Source organism: Acidobacteriota bacterium (genome assembly GCA_030774055.1).
Lineage (GTDB): Bacteria > Acidobacteriota > Terriglobia > Terriglobales > Acidobacteriaceae > JACPNR01.
Genome location: JALYLW010000017.1, coordinates 1 through 16,373, shown reverse-complemented (window position 1 = coordinate 16,373; position 16,373 = coordinate 1). Strand labels below are relative to the sequence as shown.

The 16,373-nt window shown below is 62.9% G+C and carries 16 protein-coding genes; 7 read left to right on the top strand and 9 right to left on the bottom strand.

Annotated features, from left to right (window positions below; genetic code table 11):
• Positions 1-37 precede the first annotated feature (37 nt).
• Complete coding sequence (locus tag M3P27_01790; GenBank protein ID MDP9267041.1) at positions 38-1,201, bottom strand: AIPR family protein; 1,164 nt, start codon at positions 1,199-1,201, stop codon at positions 38-40.
• Between the two features lie 283 nt (positions 1,202-1,484).
• Between M3P27_01790 and M3P27_01785 the strand changes: the two genes are divergently transcribed.
• Positions 1,485-1,661 carry a hypothetical protein gene (locus tag M3P27_01785; GenBank protein MDP9267040.1) on the top strand — a complete coding sequence of 59 codons (177 nt, stop codon included), beginning with the start codon at positions 1,485-1,487 and terminating at the stop codon, positions 1,659-1,661.
• A gap of 17 nt (positions 1,662-1,678) precedes the next feature.
• On the opposite strand, the gene guaA is transcribed toward M3P27_01785, so the two are convergent.
• The 4 genes from guaA to leuS are packed head-to-tail and all read right to left on the bottom strand — an operon-like array spanning position 1,679 to position 7,951.
• Positions 1,679-3,313, bottom strand: coding sequence for a glutamine-hydrolyzing GMP synthase (gene guaA, locus M3P27_01780; protein ID MDP9267039.1), 1,635 nt, complete (start codon positions 3,311-3,313; stop codon positions 1,679-1,681).
• A 44-nt stretch (positions 3,314-3,357) separates the two neighbouring features.
• Positions 3,358-4,332, bottom strand: a complete 975-nt coding sequence (locus M3P27_01775; GenBank protein MDP9267038.1) for a hypothetical protein — start codon at positions 4,330-4,332, stop codon at positions 3,358-3,360.
• A gap of 41 nt (positions 4,333-4,373) precedes the next feature.
• Entirely contained in the window at positions 4,374-5,294 is a 921-nt protein-coding gene (locus M3P27_01770; protein MDP9267037.1) for an alpha/beta hydrolase, read from the bottom strand.
• A gap of 23 nt (positions 5,295-5,317) precedes the next feature.
• The gene (leuS, locus tag M3P27_01765) at positions 5,318-7,951 is read right to left on the bottom strand and encodes a leucine--tRNA ligase (GenBank protein MDP9267036.1); all 2,634 of its coding nucleotides are present in this window, start codon (positions 7,949-7,951) and stop codon (positions 5,318-5,320) included.
• A gap of 247 nt (positions 7,952-8,198) precedes the next feature.
• Here leuS and aroF point away from each other — a divergent pair, with 247 nt between their 5' ends.
• The 5 genes from aroF (at position 8,199) to M3P27_01740 (ending at position 13,240) form a co-directional block, all read left to right on the top strand.
• On the top strand, positions 8,199-9,248 hold the full coding sequence (gene aroF / locus M3P27_01760) for a 3-deoxy-7-phosphoheptulonate synthase (GenBank protein MDP9267035.1): 1,050 nt from the start codon (positions 8,199-8,201) through the stop codon (positions 9,246-9,248).
• A 139-nt stretch (positions 9,249-9,387) separates the two neighbouring features.
• Complete coding sequence (locus tag M3P27_01755) at positions 9,388-10,515, top strand: beta-propeller fold lactonase family protein (protein ID MDP9267034.1); 1,128 nt, start codon at positions 9,388-9,390, stop codon at positions 10,513-10,515.
• A gap of 53 nt (positions 10,516-10,568) precedes the next feature.
• Positions 10,569-11,615, top strand: a complete 1,047-nt coding sequence (locus M3P27_01750; protein MDP9267033.1) for a UDP-N-acetylmuramate dehydrogenase — start codon at positions 10,569-10,571, stop codon at positions 11,613-11,615.
• Between the two features lie 94 nt (positions 11,616-11,709).
• Positions 11,710-12,537: a FecR domain-containing protein gene (locus tag M3P27_01745; protein ID MDP9267032.1), complete on the top strand. Its 828-nt coding sequence runs from the start codon at positions 11,710-11,712 to the stop codon at positions 12,535-12,537.
• A gap of 4 nt (positions 12,538-12,541) precedes the next feature.
• Entirely contained in the window at positions 12,542-13,240 is a 699-nt protein-coding gene (locus tag M3P27_01740) for a hypothetical protein (protein ID MDP9267031.1), read from the top strand.
• 98 nt (positions 13,241-13,338) lie between these two features.
• Here M3P27_01740 and M3P27_01735 read toward each other — a convergent pair whose 3' ends face one another.
• Genes M3P27_01735 through M3P27_01720 form a run of 4 tightly spaced genes read right to left on the bottom strand, consistent with a single transcriptional unit; the run spans position 13,339 to position 15,941 of the window.
• Positions 13,339-14,079 (bottom strand): ATP-binding cassette domain-containing protein, encoded by a 741-nt coding sequence (locus M3P27_01735; GenBank protein ID MDP9267030.1) that lies wholly within the window; start codon positions 14,077-14,079, stop codon positions 13,339-13,341.
• On the bottom strand, positions 14,076-14,750 hold the full coding sequence (gene modB, locus M3P27_01730; GenBank protein MDP9267029.1) for a molybdate ABC transporter permease subunit: 675 nt from the start codon (positions 14,748-14,750) through the stop codon (positions 14,076-14,078). The genes M3P27_01735 and modB overlap by 4 nt, the downstream gene beginning before the upstream one ends.
• On the bottom strand, positions 14,747-15,529 hold the full coding sequence (gene modA / locus M3P27_01725; protein MDP9267028.1) for a molybdate ABC transporter substrate-binding protein: 783 nt from the start codon (positions 15,527-15,529) through the stop codon (positions 14,747-14,749). Before modA ends, modB begins: the two co-directional genes overlap by 4 nt.
• A gap of 4 nt (positions 15,530-15,533) precedes the next feature.
• Positions 15,534-15,941 (bottom strand): helix-turn-helix transcriptional regulator, encoded by a 408-nt coding sequence (locus tag M3P27_01720; GenBank protein ID MDP9267027.1) that lies wholly within the window; start codon positions 15,939-15,941, stop codon positions 15,534-15,536.
• A gap of 249 nt (positions 15,942-16,190) precedes the next feature.
• On the opposite strand from M3P27_01720, the gene M3P27_01715 reads away from it, so the two are divergent.
• Positions 16,191-16,373: efflux RND transporter periplasmic adaptor subunit (locus M3P27_01715; GenBank protein ID MDP9267026.1), on the top strand; the 183-nt coding region annotated here is incomplete at its 3' end.

Sequence of the window (16,373 nt, the reverse complement as noted above, 5' to 3'; positions counted from 1 at the left end):
GGCGAAAGCCGCGCCCTTTTCGCATTCTTGTCTGCGGTTAGGACGTCGCCTTCTTCGGAGTGAGGAAGGTGGCTGCCACGTAGTTGTAGAGGCCCTCCCAATGGCGACTGCTCTTGCCTACCGCCATTGGATTGCGGCCGAGTTCGGAACTGGCGTCGAGCGTGAGTTCAACGAGTTTCTTTCCGACCGTGCTGTCGTAGAACTTGACCGGGTCGGACCTCCACTCGTACTCCCCTGTCGATTCGTTTGCTACCACCAGGAAGCGCATTGCACTGAGAATGGGGTACACGAAGCCGGCGGGAATGTCATACGCCGTCTTGACGAAGTCCCCGGACTCTTTCGGAGAAAACAGAAGGGGCCAGCGCATCTTCCCATTCTTGTAGCCGATCTCCTTGAGAGCCCCTGGACGGCCGCCCAGGCTCTTGACGACCTCCGGGAGAGTATTCTTCACGTGGTCATGAAGCTTGAAAATTCCCGGCACCACCTTGGCGAGCTTCGAATAAGAATCGATGTTCGCCAGGTAGGTCTGCAGCGTCCGGCCCTTCGAGGAGTACGCGTACACGGGATGAGAAGAGCTGAGCCCATTGTTGAAGATTGTGAGGATTGCGATGACCTCCTGAACATCAATCGCCTTCTCCTCGTTCTCCTTGTATGCAATGTCGCCGGCGAAGGGCAGGTTCTTGACGAGTACCTTCACAACGTCAAGCTTCCCTTCAAGCTCCGCGAGGCTCTTCTCCTTCACTTGGACCGATGTGTTCCGAGCTCCAGCGACATCCTCGAAAACATCTTCGACCCCAGTCATCACCTCGAGGGTGACGAACCGCGAATCGGTGATGTTTTGTTTCTCCGAAGTGACAATGCGGTAGGTGTGACCACCGTCCACAACGCCGTGGGTGCGGGGGTCTGCCATGACGATGGTCATCTCGTCGGTCTGGTTGTCATACTGCACGGCCTCTGCCGAAATGAGTAGGCCGCGGTTCAGCAGGTGGAACATTGGCCCGCTTTCCTCGCCCAGAAAACCATCGCGGATTTTCTTGGCCACCTTGCTGTTGAGGTTCTGCTCCCTAGGGTTGGTTTCCATGGGGAAATTGTCGGGAAGGTGACTCGCGCTAACCACAGCGAAGTAGCGAGCGCGACCGGGCTTCAATGGGTCGATGAACTTGCGGAGAGACTCGACGATGAATGTGAATTTGGTAGACATCTTTAGCTCCTCTGGCTGTCCGCGGAGGGACAGAAAGAATTCGCTAAAGCGAATCGCACATTTGAGCTGGAACGAGGAGATCGGAGCGAAGGCAGGGATTGCACCACATCTGCGGCATCGCTAGGATACACCGCCACCAGCTAAAGCGTGCGGAGACGCTTAGCCAAAACTAATTATAGCAGAGACTCTGCTTCACGGTCAAGGAACCCTAGCGACCACGTTTGGTATTTGGAAGAAATCGCGCTTCTGGCAGACTAATGGCCTAGAGAAAGGAAGATTCCACATGGCAGCCTTAATCACCATTCAGGGCAAGAAGGCAGGCAAGGGTGAGCGAATGACTGGAAAACGCGGATGGAAACTTGCAGCGACACGGGGTCGAAAACGCATTTTCACCGCAACGTTGCTTAGCACTGTCAATTGGGGAAAAACACGGATTGCCGTGTTCAGCGTTCCGAAATAGTCAAACTGAGACAATACCTATTCCCATTCAATCGTTCCGGGCGGCTTCGAGGTGGTGTCGTAGACCACGCGGTTGATGCCCTTGACCTCGTTCACGATGCGGGTGGAGATGCGCTTCAGCACATCCCATGGCAGTTCGACCACGTCGGCGGTCATGCCGTCTTCGGAATGCACGCAGCGGACGGCGCAGGTGTAAGCGTAGGTCCGCTGGTCGCCCATCACGCCCACGCTCATCACCGGCAGCAGCACGGCAAACGACTGCCAGACCTTGGTGTACCAGCCAGCCTGCTTGATCTCGGAGACGACGATCTCGTCGGCCGCTTGCAAGAGCGCCACGCGCTCGGCGGTGACTTCGCCGAGGATGCGGACTGCCAGACCCGGCCCGGGAAAGGGTTGGCGCTGGAGCAGCTCGTCAGGCAAACCCAAGTCTTTGCCTATCCGGCGCACCTCATCCTTAAACAAGTCCTTTAAGGGCTCGATGAGCTTGAGCTTCATCTTCTCCGGCAAGCCGCCCACGTTGTGGTGCGTCTTGATGGTCTGCGAGGGGCCGCGCACGGAGCGCGATTCGATGACGTCGGGATAGAGCGTGCCCTGGACAAGAAAATCGATCGGGCCCGTTTCTCGTTTCTCGTTTCCAGGTTTCGTGATTTGGAGGCCCTTCTCATTCGCGACCACGGTCGCGTTGTGCGGCAGGTCGCCTTGGAGCAAGTGTTCGACGGCGTCGTCGAACACGGCAATGAACTCGTTACCGATGATCTTGCGCTTCTTCTCCGGCTCGGTCACGCCCTCGAGCTGGGCGAGGAAGCGCCGGCTGGCGTCCACCGCAACGACGTTCAAGCCAAGTTTGTCGCGCAGGTTCTGCTGGACTTTGGCGAACTCATTCTTGCGCAGCACGCCATTGTTCACGAAGATGCAGGTAAGCCGGTCGCCGATGGCCTGGTGGACGAGCGCGGCGGCGACGGAGGAATCCACCCCGCCTGAAAGCCCGCAGATGGCTCTTTCCTTCTCGCCCATCTGCGCGCGGATTTGCTCGATGGTGGACTGGATGAAGTGTGCCGGCGTCCAATCACCGCGCGCGCCGCAGATATCGAAGACGAAATTCTTCAGCACTTCTTTGCCCAGCTTGGTGTGGTGCACCTCGGGATGGAACTGCACCGCCCAGATTTTTTTTGCCGGGTTCTCGATGGCGGCCACGGCGTTGGCAGACTTCGCGATCAACTTGAACCCGGTGGGCAGGGTTTCCGCTTCGTCACCGTGCGACATCCAGACGCTCATCTCGCGCGGCAGTCCTTTGAAGATGGCGGAGTTGGAGTTGTCGAGGATCTCGACGTTGGCTTGGCCGTACTCGCGCTTGGCCGCGGAGTGTACCTTGCCGCCGAGTCTGTGCGTGATGAGTTGCAGCCCATAGCAGATGCCGAGGATGGGCAGGCCGAGCGCGAGGACGCGGTCGTCCATCGGGGGCGCGTCGGCGTCATAGACCGAGCAGGGGCCGCCGGAGAGGATGATGCCCACGAGCGAGGAGCTGTGGATCTCGTCAAGCGAGGCCGTGCAGGGGAGGACGACCGAGTGGACTTTGAACTCGCGGATGCGGCGCGCGATGAGCTGCGTGTACTGCGAGCCAAAGTCAAGGATGACGATGGATTGTGTTTCCATGGACTAGCTTCTCAGAGTGCGCTCGCTCTGTAAAGCAAAACCTCTCAGACCTGCACCGGAAGGTCGGGCGCGACCGGAGGTGGAGTAGCAGCGCGCGCGGGCGTATTGGCCGGCTGCGTGGCGGCTTCGATATCCGAGCGAACGATGCGCGTGTATGCGGCCAGCTTCACCGCGTACAGCCAATCGGAGACAGCGAAGTACGCCAGCGTCATCAGCAGGAAGATAGCCCATAGCAACTTCCCCGGCAGCTTGCCGACGCCGGGCAGCAACGCGAAGGTGAGCAGGGTGACCGCTCCCGTCAGCATGAGGCGGAACAGGCCGACGACCGTCCCCACGCCCACGAACTCGCCGGAGCGGCGCTTGAAGATGCGCGTGGCTTCTCCGAATCCCGCGCCCGCGCGCTTCCCCGCCGCCGCATAGATGTTGGCCAGCAGCAGGAGCCAGTTGATGCGCGAGCGCAGCACGGTGAACACGATGGCGAGCGGAAAGAAGACGGCCATGAAGAAGAGCGGCTGGGGCGGATCGGTGCGCGCCATCAGCTCGGTGCCGAGCAGGAACGAGGCGGCGATGCCGACGAATGCGAGCGCGCCGATGACAACGCGCCAGAGGTGCAGGGCGAACGTACGGCCGATGAGGACTTTGCCACTGTTGCTGCTGCCATTGCCATTGCCGTTGCTCAGCAGCGCGCGCAGCGTGGCGGCGCGTCCGAAAGTCGCAGCGCAGATCCAGAGCACGAACGCGGCCGGCGTGATGACGAGGCACAAGCGCAGCAGCGTGGGTCCGCTGCCACTGAAGATGTGGACGATGGCTTCAGCCATCCATTGCGGTTTGCCGGAGTCCAGTCGGAACTGGTCGAAGTTGGAGATGGTGAGCGACTGCAGGTAGCCGCGCGCGGCGAACCACGCGATGAGCAGCGCGGATGCTCCCCACACCCAGCGCCACGCGATCTCCGCCAGCGCCAGCGTAGGCTCGCGCCAGACGGTGCGAAAACCGTAGCGGATGGGAGATTCTGTAGGCATGGGCAAAGAATACAACGAGAGCGTGCCTTTGCGCTTTCGTACTACTTCAGCAACGAGCGTGCTGCCTTTTTCACCGCCGGCCACGCCGCCGATGGGGGCGCCACGAAGTCCATGTGCGCCACTCCCGCCAACGGGACCACTTCGATCGGATCGCCCGCACGTTTGGCAGCGATCTCGTAAGCGTGACTAGAGACCTCCTCGCCCCGCACGAGAGAGATCTGCTTCACGCCGAGCGGCAACAGGTCGGTGACGGAAGCTTGTCGAAAGTTCTTTTCCGCGTCGGGCAGCCGGCCGCCAATCAATCCTTCGAGCGCGGGCTCGCCACAGCTAGTGCCTCCGGCCTCGATCACGCGATGCAGGTCGGGCCAGCCGTCGAGACTCACCGCACCGCGCAGCGGCAGGGGCGTAGCTTCGAGGCGCAAGGGAGAATCCGCTGGGAGCTTATGGCGAGCCGCCACCCACATGGCCAGGTGTCCACCGGCGGAATGGCCGATCACGATCACGCGCTTCAGATCCAGGTTATGTCGGGGAGCCAGCGTTCGCAGAAAGTCGGTGGCGACGCTGACGTCGCGATACATGTTTGGCCATCCACCGCCAGCGTCACCTATCTTGCGATACTCGATGTTCCATGTCGCGATGCCCGCTTGCGTGAGCGCGGTGGCCAGCGGACTGGTCTGGTGCAGATCGGCAAAGTGCGAGATCCAGCACCCGCCGTGGATCACCACTGCGACCGGAAACGGACCTCGCCCGCGCGGTAGCCGCAATTCGCCAAACTGCCGCGCATCGCTGCCGTAGACGATGCGTGCAGCCGGGCTCACCGGCATCTGCGCGATCTGCTCTGGGGTGTAGCCGACTCTCGGTGCCAGGGTTCCGTGAGCTGAGCCGGCACGCTGTTGCGCGGTCAGCATCGCAGAAGCAAGCACGCAGAGCGCGAGCGGACGAAGTGCGATCAAGACGTTCATTGGACGACGTTACTTGACTGACTTTACTTGACCTGGGTCTGCTTCACCACGAAGTTGACCAGCTTGCCGGGCACCACGACGGTCTTAACGATCTCCTTGCCCTCGAGCGCGGTGCGGACTTTTTCTTCGGTCAGAGCGCGTTCTCGCATCATGTCTTCGGTGGCCTCTGTGGCGACGGAAAGCCGGCTGCGCACCTTGCCATTCACCTGCACCACGATCTCGACCTCGTCTTCTTTCGCCAGTGCCCGGTCGTACTTGGGCCAGTTATCGCGCAGCAGGCTCGACTTCTCGCCCAGCGTCTCCCAGAGTTCGTGCGCGACGAAGGGCGCGAGCGGCGCGAGCAGCAGCACGAGGTTGCGGTTGATCTCGCGGACGAGCGATGCCGGCACCTTGCCGGAGGCGATGGACTTTTCCGCGGCGTAAAGCTGGTTGACGAGCTCCATGATGGCGGCGATGGAGGTGTTGAAATGCCAGCGCGCGGCGAAATCGTCGGAGACGCGCTTGATCGTCTGGTGCAGTTTGCGTTGGAGCGCGCGCGCCTCGGGCGCTAGAAGCGCCGTATTCGGAGATTGGGCCGGCCCCGTCTCTAGCTTTGAGTGTCGCGTGACGAAGCGATAGACGCGGCTCAAGAAGCGGCTCACGCCTTCCACGCCCATGTCCTGCCAATCGAGATCGCGGTCGGGCGGCGCGGCGAAGAGGGTGTAGAGACGGGTGGCGTCGGCGCCATATTTCGCGATCATGTCGTCGGGCGAGACCACGTTGCCCAGGTTCTTTGACATCTTCGCGCCCCCCTTGATCACCATGCCCTGGGTGAACAGGCGCGCTGCGGGCTCGGAATTCTTCACGATGCCCATGTCGCGCATCACCTTGGTCCAGAAACGCGAGTAGATCAGGTGCAGGATGGCGTGCTCGACCCCGCCGATGTACTGGTCGATGGGAAACCAGTAGCCCACGGTCGCGGTATCGAGCGCGCGATCCGCCAGCGTTGGATCGGTGTAGCGGTAGAAATACCAGGAGGAGTCGACGAAGGTGTCCATGGTGTCGGTCTCGCGGCGCGCGTTGCCGCCGCACTGCGGACACTTCGTGTTCACCCACTCTGGAACGCTGGCCAGCGGCGAGCCGCCCTCGAGCGTGATCTGCACGTTATCCGGCAGCAGGACGGGCAGGTCTTTTTCCGGCACCGGCACGATGCCGCACTTCTCGCAATACAGCATGGGGATGGGCGTGCCCCAATAGCGCTGGCGCGAGATGCCCCAATCCTTGAGGCGGTAAGTGACGGCGCGCTTGCCGAAGCCGTGCTGTTCGGCGAACTCGGCCATCTTCTGCTGCGCTTCGCGGCAGCTCAGCTCGTTGAACTCACCGGAGTTGATGAGCAGAGAATCTTCGCCGGTGTAAGGGAGCAGCGCGGACTCATCCTGGTCAGCGGTGGGAACGTCGCCGGTGCGGCGTGGCAGCACCACGATGCGGCCCTCGAGGCCGTACTTCTTCGCGAATTCGAAATCGCGTTCGTCGTGCGCGGGAACGGACATGATCGCGCCCGTGCCGTAATCCATCACCACGTAGTTCGCCACCCAGATGGGGAGCGTCTCGCGGTTGAATGGATTGATAGCGAAGCGTCCGGTCGGGACGGCGTGCTTCTCCACCGCGCCGAGGTCGCCCGACTCTTTGGCTTTGCGCTGCTCAGCGACGAGGTCGTCGGCCTTGGCGCGCAGTCCCGCATCGCTCGCGGCGAGCTCCGCGACCACCGGATGCTCGGGTGCGAGCACCACGGCAGTAGCACCATAGATAGTGTCGAGGCGCGTGGTGAAGATGGCGATCTTGCTGGCGCCCGGGGCCCGTTGTAAGGCAGGCCCCTCCGCCCCCGCCGCCGTCTCCACCGCATCCTGGGACGGGTTGGACGCGCGTGCGGGCGTGGCGCCATTCGAGCTTTCCAGTTCGAAGTCCACGTACGTGCCTTCGCTGCGTCCGATCCAGTTGCGCTGCATGGTGCGGACTTTTTCCGGCCAGCCTTCGAGGTCGTCGAGCCCGGCATTCAATTCTTCGGCGTATTTCGTGGTCCGAAGAAACCACTGCTCCAGCTCGCGCTGCTCGACCGGCGTGGTCTCGTGGCGCCAGCAGCATCCGCCGACGACCTGCTCGTTCGCCAGCACGGTCGCGCACTCCGAACACCAGTTCACCCGGCTCTTCTTGCGATACGCCAGCCCGCGCTCGTGCATCTTCAAAAAGAACCACTGGTTCCATCGGTAGTACTCAGGCAGGCAGGTGGTGACTTCCTTCGCCCAGTCGTAGGCGTAGCCCAGGCGCTTCATCTGCGCCTTCATTTTCGCGATGTTGGAGAGCGTCCACTGCCGGGGATGGACTTCGGCTTTGATGGCGGCGTTCTCGGCGGGCAGTCCGAAGGCGTCCCAACCCATGGGATGAAGCACGTTGTAGCCGCGCATCCACATGTGGCGCGCGAGCGCGTCGCCGATGGAGTAGTTGCGCACGTGGCCCATGTGCAACACGCCCGAAGGATAAGGCAGCATCTCGAGCACGTAGTACTTCTTCCGCTTCGAGGTGCTGGGCTCGGCGGCGTAGAGCTTGGGATCGGCTTCGAAGCGCGCAAACCACTTCTCTTCGATCTTCTGCGGCTCGTAGCGCAGCAGCTCTTCGCGCATTGTCTTCTCTTCGGCCATCTTCCTGGAGGCTCGGCGGTTGCGACTGAATCTTTAGATTTTACACGCTGGTCTGCACTGGCAGATTGCGGGATACTTACGTGGAAATGCGCCGCATAGCCAGGAGGCCAAGCACGCTGTCTACAAGGAGCACGATGAGCGCCGCTAGCATTGCCTCTTTTTGAACGTGGGAGCCGCACCTCCCTGTGCCGTTAACCTTTTGCTAAACTAGGGGACTCTCGGAGAACCCATGCTTATCGTGATGCAGGCGCATGCCACCGAAGAACAGGTGCGCGCGGTCTGCGACAAAGTCTCTTCCCTCGGCCTCAAGCCGCACCCTATCCCGGGCGCGCAACGTACTGCCATCGGCATCACCGGCAACCAGGGCGCGGTCGAGACGGGCGTGTTCGACGACATGTCCGGGGTCGGCGAGGTCATCCGCGTCTCCAAGCCTTACAAGCTCGTCAGCCGGGACATAAAAGAAGACAACACCATCATCCGCTTCCCCGCGCAGGATGCCTCCATCGGCGGCAAGGAGCTGGCCATCATCGCCGGACCGTGCGCCATCGAGAGCCGCGAGCAGGCGTTCGCCATCGCCGAGCGCGTCCGCCGGTCAGGGGCAAAATTCTTTCGCGGCGGCGCTTACAAGCCGCGCACCTCTCCTTATTCGTTTCAGGGACTGGGTGAGGAGGGCCTGCGCATCATGGCCGAGATCCGCGACAAGTTCGGCATGGTGGTCGTGACCGAAGCCATCGACCACGAATCGCTCGACCTGGTGGAGGAGTACGCGGACGTCGTCCAGATCGGCGCGCGCAACATGCAGAACTTTTCGCTGCTCAAGAAAGCCGGACGCGCGAAAAAGCCAGTGCTGCTCAAGCGCGGCATGTCGGCCACGCTGGAAGAGTTCCTGATGGCGGCCGAGTACATCATGGCCGAGGGCAACTATAACGTGATCCTGTGCGAGCGTGGGGTGCGCACTTTCGCCGACCACACCCGCAACACGCTCGACCTCTCGCTGGTGCCGGCGGTGCAGCGGCTGAGCCACTTGCCGATCGTCGTGGACCCGAGCCATGGCACCGGCAAACGCAATAAGGTGCTGCCCCTCTCGCGCGCCGCCGTGGCGGTGGGCGCGGACGGGCTGATCGTGGAAGTGCATCACGATCCCGACCACGCGCTTTCCGACGGACCGCAATCCATCTATCCCGACCAGTTTGACGCGCTGATGGCCGAGGTGCGACAGATCGCCGGGGTGGTGCATCGCAGCGCGCCCGCGCCGCAGGCCGTCGCGGTAGGACGCTGATGCTGCTCTTCGCCGGCAGCCTATGAATACATCCCGAGCGCAGCGAGGGAACACTATCCCGCCGAAAATGTTTGGTGAGGTAGGGCTTCCTCGGCCTTCGGCCTCGGAATGTATTGCCAAGAGGGTTCTGAGATTCGGCGTGCTGCTGATCTTGGCCTTCCTCCTCGCTGCCTGCGACCCCAAGCTGCCCAGCTATCCACCCGCCTATCGCGAGTACGCATACGTGACCAACGGCGCGAGCGACACGGTGAGCGTGATCGACCTGCTGCACTTCCGCCTGGAGAAGAGCGTTGCGGTGGGCAAGAGCCCGACCGGGGTAGCGGTGAATCCGAAGAAGAACGAGGTCTACGTGGTCAATTCGGAATCCGCTAACGTGAGCGTGCTCGACGCCGAGACCAACGCGGTGACTTTTACCATCGGCGTCCACGGACATCCATACTTCATCGACGTTTCCGCGGATGGCAAGCGCGCCTATGTTGCGAACTCGGGCTCGGCGAACGTCAGCGTGCTCGACCTCGACCAGCACGCGGTGATCGCGACCATCTCGGTTGGGGCAAAGCCAGGACTGGCGCGCGTCTCGCCGGATGGCGCGACCGTCGTCGTGACGAATCGCGACGGCAACTCCGTCTCGCTCATCGACGCTGCCAAACTGACGGTGCGCGCGACCGTGCCGGTGTGTCCCGCGCCGGAACAGATCGCCATCCTGCCGGACTCGGCGAAGGCCTTCATCTCGTGCTCGCAGTCGAACCAGGTCGCGGCCATCGACTTGAAGAACGCCACCGTGCTGACGCTGCTCGATGTGGGTAAGTCCCCCATCGGGCTCACGCTCAAGCCCGATGGCGGACAGCTCTTCGTCCAGAACTTCGACTCGCAGTCCATCTCCGATATCAACACGCAGACCAACGAGGTGGGCGCGACTTACCTGATCGGACAGAAGCCGGTACGTGGCGTGGTGAGCAGCGACAACCTGCGACTCTACGTCAGCAATTTCGGATCGGACTCGGTCGCCGTCTACGCCATCGACAATGGCAAGGTCGCAGCCTCGGTGCAGGTGGGCTCGAAGCCGGACGCGCTCGCGCTCACTCCCAGCCAAACCTATCTCTTAGTTTGCGACACCGCCGCCGGCGATGTGGCGGTGGTGCGCACCCGCGTGGCGTCCACCAACATCCCGGTGCTGCTGACAATGATCCCGGTAGGTCGGGAGCCGCGGCAGATCGCCATCAAGAATTTCATGCTGCGCAAGCCGCCACCGCAGCCGCAGCAATGACGCAGCGATGATTTCTCTCCGGGAAGGGCCGCCGGCGCGCTAGGCTTCTCTTGATGCAAGTCCAGGAAAACATCCCGCTCGCGCCTTTGACCACGCTCCGCGTGGGTGGCCCAGCGCGCTGGTTCGCGGAAGCGCGCAGCGCCGAAGAAGTGTTGCAGGGGGTGAACCTGGCGCGCGCCAACAACTGGCGGCTGTTCGTACTGGGCGGCGGCAGCAACCTGGTGGTCGCCGATGAGGGTTATCGCGGACTGGTGCTGAAGATCGCCATCGGCGGCATGGCCGACCGCATGGAAGACGGCAAGCGCGTTTTCGAAGCGGGCGCCGGCGTGGAGTGGGACGCGCTCGTCGCGCACGCCGTGGCGCGCGATGCCGCCGGCATCGAATGTCTGAGCGGCATCCCCGGCACCGTCGGCGGAACCCCGGTGCAGAACGTGGGCGCTTACGGACAAGAGGTAGCGGACACCATCACCTCCGTCCAGGTCTTCGACCTGCAGCGCGGCGTGATCCGCGATATCTGCGCGGAAGCGTGCGGCTTTGGGTATCGCACCTCCATCTTCAACACCAGCGAGCGCGGCCGCTTCATCGTGTTGCAGGTCGCATTCGCGCTCCTGCCCGGCGGCGCGCCCACCATCGAGTACGCCGACCTGAAAAAGCATTTCTCCGGAACGGGTGGAACACCCTCGCTCGCCGCCGTGCGTGACGCCGTCCGGCAGATCCGCCATTCCAAAGCCATGCTCATCATGGAGGGCGATCCGGATTGCCGCAGCGCCGGCTCGTTCTTCAAGAACCCCATCGTGGACGCGGCAATGGACGCGCGCATCCAGCAGCTCGCCGCCGCGCGCGGGCTCACCCCGCCGCGCTTCGCCACGCCGGAAGGCACCAAGCTCTCCGCCGCGTGGCTGGTGGAGCAGTCCGGCTTTCAAAAGGGATACACACTCGGCGCCGTCGGCATCTCATCGAAGCACACTCTGGCCATCGTCAACCGCGGGGGCGCCAAGGCCAGCGAGATCATGGCGCTGAAGGACGAGGTGCAACAGCGCGTCCGTGGGACATGGGAGATCGAGCTGCATCCCGAGCCGGTGTTTCTGGGCTTTGACTAGCCGCCTTCGACTCGCCGCAGAGATTTGGATTGACCGGCACCGGCGACCTTCATACGATTGCGCTTCTCTTTTGTCCGTAACCCGGGAGGGCTCGATGCGTCGCTTCTCTCTTTCACTCCTGCTGCTTGCATTGACACTGCTCGCCGCCTCCGCCGCGATGTTCGCGCAGTCCGCCGGCAAGGTCGACCGCTTGCTGCCCGCGGGGTTCATCGCGCGCGGGTCCAACTCGAGCGAGGCGAAGCAAGCCGACCTAGTGCAGTGGAACGACATCCTGCGCACCAACGATCAGGGACGCATGCGCGTGGCGCTCGACGACGGTTCCATGCTCTCCATCGGCGCGCACAGCGAGCTGCGCGTGGTGAAGCACGACACGCAGTCCAATCAGACGCTGGTCGAGATGCTGTACGGCAAAGCGCGCGCCAACGTGGTTCCCATCCGCAAGAACGGAGGCAGCTTCCAGGTGCGCACTCCCACCGCCGTGATCGGCGTCCTGGGAACGACGGTGACGGTCGAGACCACGCTGGTCGACAACTCGCAGGCCCAAACGGTGACGACCGTGACTTCGCAGGATATCCAGAACCTGCCCGGACCGCGGCAGAACATCTCTGACCTGTTGCAGCTCACGCCCGGCGCCATGCCCGACAAGAGCGCGCCTGATACGCCGACCATCGCCGACTACACGACCGTGGACGGCACCATCGTGGGCAGTCTGGACCACATCGTCGGCGTCCGCAGCATCGATCCGAGCATCGTCAAGATGGTGTTCCTGCTGCCCGGGCAGTACACCCTTCGTCGGTCGCGGCCTGCCGCCCACCGACCCGCAGTTTCACGACGACTTCTACGCCAACCCAAAGCCGAAGATGCCGAAGCGACCCGAACTCTTGCAAACCGGCTGCCGTTTTCCTGCTATCACAAGTTTTGAGAGCATGAGTTCGGCGCTGGACAAGGCGCTCGACTACGAGATCACCGGGCGCGGCGCTTCCACCGGCAGCGTGTTCGATATGCACGTGAAGAATCTCAGTGGCTGTCCGCTGAACCTGCAGATCCCAGCCGGCGCCGTGCTCAAGCCCACCGGCTACACTGGGCGGCTGGTCAAGGGCATCCTGCTGGGTGGCGGGTTGCCGCCGTTGAAGGACTTCCAGGTGATGATGGCCGAAGGCGGGTTCGGCGAAGTGCCGGCTCAAGGCGCCAGCGGTGACTTGCCCGTGATGTATTTCCTGCCTCCCGAAGCGGAGGAGACCACGTTCACTCTGCGTGGCTACTGCCTCGAGCTGCACAAGCTCGCGCCGCACCAGAAGACGAAGTACAAGTTCGCCGACGCCGACGAGCAGAAGCGCCTCTCCGCGCCAAACTTGAAGGTGATGGAGGCGGCCAACAAGCTCTTCTTCACCGGACAGGCGCGGCCGCCTAGCGCCTCGCTCGACAGCCTGGTGCAGTGGTCGCTGTGGGCGAGCCGTGAGGGACTCGACGACGGCAAGAAGTTCGAAGAGGAATACGTCGGCCTGGTAAAGCGTAACCACGAAGCGCAGAAGCAGAAGTTCGACAAGAAGACCAGGGAGCAGACGGAGCAGACCGCGCAGAGCTTCTGGCCGTACGTGCAGAAGGTGCTCGCAGCCGCGAAGTAGGGTGAGCGCGGAGTGAGCGTGGTTTGCGAAGTAAGTCAAGCGCGAGCCCGCGCGAGGGCGTAGTCCCGCTCGGCGCGACGGAGCCCTTGGAACAATGATCAGTTTGCCGGCAGCAGCCGGCCGTCTTGTAGTGGAAGCAGGCGGCCGCCGATGGCAGCGACTTCATCGCGATCATGGGTAACGTAGAGCACCGGGATGCTGCGCCGCTCATTCCATGCGCGCAGGTCGGCGACGATCTTCCCTTTCGTGGCATCGTCGAGGCCGGAGAGTGGCTCATCGAGCAGCAGGACGCGTGGTTCGGTCACTAGCGCCCGGGCCAGCGCCACGCGCTGCCGTTGGCCGCCAGAGATCTCTTCCGGGCGCTGCCGTGCCAACTCCGCAATGCCAAAGCTGGCGAGCATGGCGGCCACCCGTTGCCGGCGTTCTGCTCGCGGCAAGCCGTCGCCCATGGCGTCTAATCCATACGCCACGTTCTGCTCCGCGGTCAGGTGCGGGAAGAGCGCGAGGTCCTGCACCACGTAGCCCGCGCGGCGGCGTTCCGTGGGCACATCCGTTCGCGTGCGTGAGTGGAAGAGCGGGACTCCGGCGATCGTGATCTCGCCTTCGTCCGGCGTGAGGAGTCCGGCGACGCAATCGAGCAGCGTGCTCTTCCCCGCGCCTGACGGTCCAAACAACACGGTGAAACCGGGCAGCGCGACCAGGTCCACATCGAGCAGGAACCCGGGGCGCCGGGCACGAAAGAGCTGTTTCCGCACGCGCACTCGCAGGCCTTCGCTTAAAGAGGCTTCGCTCATCGGACGTTCGCTCATCGCGGCATCGTTCATCGGATCACCGTTCATCGGATCATCCATGCCACCCAGAGGCGGCGATTGAACGCGTAGATGCCGGCGAGCGCGATGAACGAGAAGATCAGCAGGAATAGCGCGGTCTCATTGGCGCTGGCGTAATCGAGCGCTTCGACCTGGTCGTAGATGGCGATGGAGATGGTGCGCGTGACGCCGGGAATATTGCCGCCCACCATCAGCACCACGCCGAACTCACCCAGCGTGTGCGCGAAGCTGAGCACCAGGCCGGTCACCACGCCGGGCAACGAGAGCGGCAGGATCACGCGCCGGAACGTCCGCCACCGTCCGGCGCCCAGCGTCGCGGAAGCGGCGAGCAGCTTGCGGTCCACACCCGCGAATGAAGCCGCGAAGGGTTGCACCGCGAAGGGCAAGCTATAGATGACCGACGCGATGACCAGGCCTTCAAAGGTGAAGGCCAGCGGATGGCCCGTCCAGCGCTCCCATGCGCGTCCCACGGATGTGCGCGTGCCCATCAGCAGCAGCAGGTAAAAGCCGAGCACCGTCGGCGGCAACACCAGCGGCAGGGCGACCACGGCCTCGATCAGGAACTTCCAACGCGCGCGCGTGAACGCGAGCCAGTAAGCGATGGGCATGCCCAGGATGAGAAGCGTGGTGGTAACGATCGCGGCGAGGCGCAACGAGAGTCCGAGGACCTGCCAGTTCATTTCTCGTTCTTCTCCGGTCCGCTTTTCCGGAGGTCGGGAACGTCGAATCCGTAGCTCCGCAGCAGCGCCGCCGACTCCGGCTTGGCCACGAAGTCGAGGAAGGCGCGCGCCAGGTCGCGGTGCGGGGCGCTCTTCAACAGCACCACGCCCTGCACCAGCGGCGGATAAAGCTTCCGGTCGACCTCACTGTAGCGGCCTTCGTCACGCATCGCCGGCGCGCGAGCGAGCGAAAGCGCGAGCACTCCCACCTCGGCGTTCCCGGTGGCAACGAACGTGGCAGCTTGCGAGATGTTCTCGCCGAACACCAGTTTGCCCACCACCTTTTCATAGATACCCGCGGACTTCAGCGCCGCGACGGCGGCGCGGCCATAGGGCGCGTGCTGCGGGTTGGCGATGGCAATGCGACGGACGCGACCATGCAGCAGGACTTCCAGTCCCTTCGCGGGATCGAGTGGCGAATCTTTTCGCATCCACAAGACGAGCCGTCCTTCCGCATATTGGCGCGGAGGCTCCGCCAAGCCCGCGTCGGCGAGCTTCTTGGCATAGTCCATGTCCGCGGAAAAGAAGATGTCGAAGGGGGCGCCATTCTGTATCTGCGCGAAGAATTTTCCCGACGAGCCGAAGGTGAGCTGGACTCTGCATCCCGTCTCGCGCTGGAAGCGCGCGCCGAGTTCGGCCATGGCAGGCTGCAGATCCGAGGCGGCTGCCACGGAGATCTCCTGCGCGGCCGCGGGCAGCGTCAGGCCTAAGAGGAGTGCGAAGCCAAGCAGTTTGCTCATGTCGTCAGGGGCGAAGGATCATGACTTCAGTGGACTTGATGAGCGCGGCCGCGGTGTCACCCTTCTTCAGACGCAGCTCGCGCACCGCTTCGGCGGTGATGATGCTGGTGATGTGCTGGCCGCCGATGGAGAGACGCACCTGCGCCATCAGTCCATCGATCTTGATCTCCACCACGCGGCCGATGAGTTGATTGCGTCCGCTGATATGGCGGAACCCTGCGCGCCGGCTGGCCTTCTTCTTGTCGCTCTTCTCGGCGCGGGGCAGCAAGCGGTCGAGTTCCGATTCGGGGATGCGGTGGTGTCCGCCGGCAGTCTTCACCGTCTTTAGTTTCCCGTTGTAGATCCACTGCTTGATGGTGGGATAGCTGATGCCAAGCGCGCGGGCGGCATCGCGGGGCGTAAGGTGTGCCATAGCTTCGATATTATACGACTCAAATCGTATTGCCAACGAGCCGAGTCCGCTGGGGGGTGTCGTAGACTACCGGTATCCCTGGGCTGCGCCGGCTGAGCCGCGTCGACTGAGCCGAAAGTGCATCTAACTGAGGTGGCGGCAGCTGTTCTGCTTTGACCACAACTTTTGCGCGGCGGGATGGTTTAATAAAGTGTTGGGTATGTTCCTGCGCGCTTGTAACGTACTCATAAGAAAGAGCCTGAACGCACGATGCTGACGAAACGCAATCTTCTGATCCTGGCGGCGATAGTGGCGGCGATCGCCATATTTGCCGCCTTCAAGTTCCGCGGCACAGCCGACCAGCAGTACTTCAGCGCGAAGGTGGAGAAGGGCGACATCCGCCAGATGGTAGACGCCACCGGCACCATCAACGCCGTTACCACGGTGCAGGTG

What these genes read in the sequence shown, in the direction of transcription:
- M3P27_01775 (MDP9267038.1), bottom strand. Translation starts at nt 4,332, where the DNA reads ATGCCTACAGAATCTCCCATCCGCTACGGTTTTCGCACCGTCTGGCGC.
- modA (MDP9267028.1), bottom strand. Translation starts at nt 15,529, where the DNA reads ATGAGCAAACTGCTTGGCTTCGCACTCCTCTTAGGCCTGACGCTGCCC.
- M3P27_01770 (MDP9267037.1), bottom strand. Translation starts at nt 5,294, where the DNA reads ATGAACGTCTTGATCGCACTTCGTCCGCTCGCGCTCTGCGTGCTTGCT.
- aroF (MDP9267035.1), top strand. Translation starts at nt 8,199, where the DNA reads ATGCTTATCGTGATGCAGGCGCATGCCACCGAAGAACAGGTGCGCGCG.
- M3P27_01745 (MDP9267032.1), top strand. Translation starts at nt 11,710, where the DNA reads ATGCGTCGCTTCTCTCTTTCACTCCTGCTGCTTGCATTGACACTGCTC.
- M3P27_01720 (MDP9267027.1), bottom strand. Translation starts at nt 15,941, where the DNA reads ATGGCACACCTTACGCCCCGCGATGCCGCCCGCGCGCTTGGCATCAGC.
- leuS (MDP9267036.1), bottom strand. Translation starts at nt 7,951, where the DNA reads ATGCGCGAAGAGCTGCTGCGCTACGAGCCGCAGAAGATCGAAGAGAAG.
- M3P27_01750 (MDP9267033.1), top strand. Translation starts at nt 10,569, where the DNA reads ATGCAAGTCCAGGAAAACATCCCGCTCGCGCCTTTGACCACGCTCCGC.
- guaA (MDP9267039.1), bottom strand. Translation starts at nt 3,313, where the DNA reads ATGGAAACACAATCCATCGTCATCCTTGACTTTGGCTCGCAGTACACG.
- M3P27_01740 (MDP9267031.1), top strand. Translation starts at nt 12,542, where the DNA reads ATGAGTTCGGCGCTGGACAAGGCGCTCGACTACGAGATCACCGGGCGC.
- M3P27_01790 (MDP9267041.1), bottom strand. Translation starts at nt 1,201, where the DNA reads ATGTCTACCAAATTCACATTCATCGTCGAGTCTCTCCGCAAGTTCATC.
- modB (MDP9267029.1), bottom strand. Translation starts at nt 14,750, where the DNA reads ATGAACTGGCAGGTCCTCGGACTCTCGTTGCGCCTCGCCGCGATCGTT.
- M3P27_01735 (MDP9267030.1), bottom strand. Translation starts at nt 14,079, where the DNA reads ATGAACGGTGATCCGATGAACGATGCCGCGATGAGCGAACGTCCGATG.
- M3P27_01785 (MDP9267040.1), top strand. Translation starts at nt 1,485, where the DNA reads ATGGCAGCCTTAATCACCATTCAGGGCAAGAAGGCAGGCAAGGGTGAG.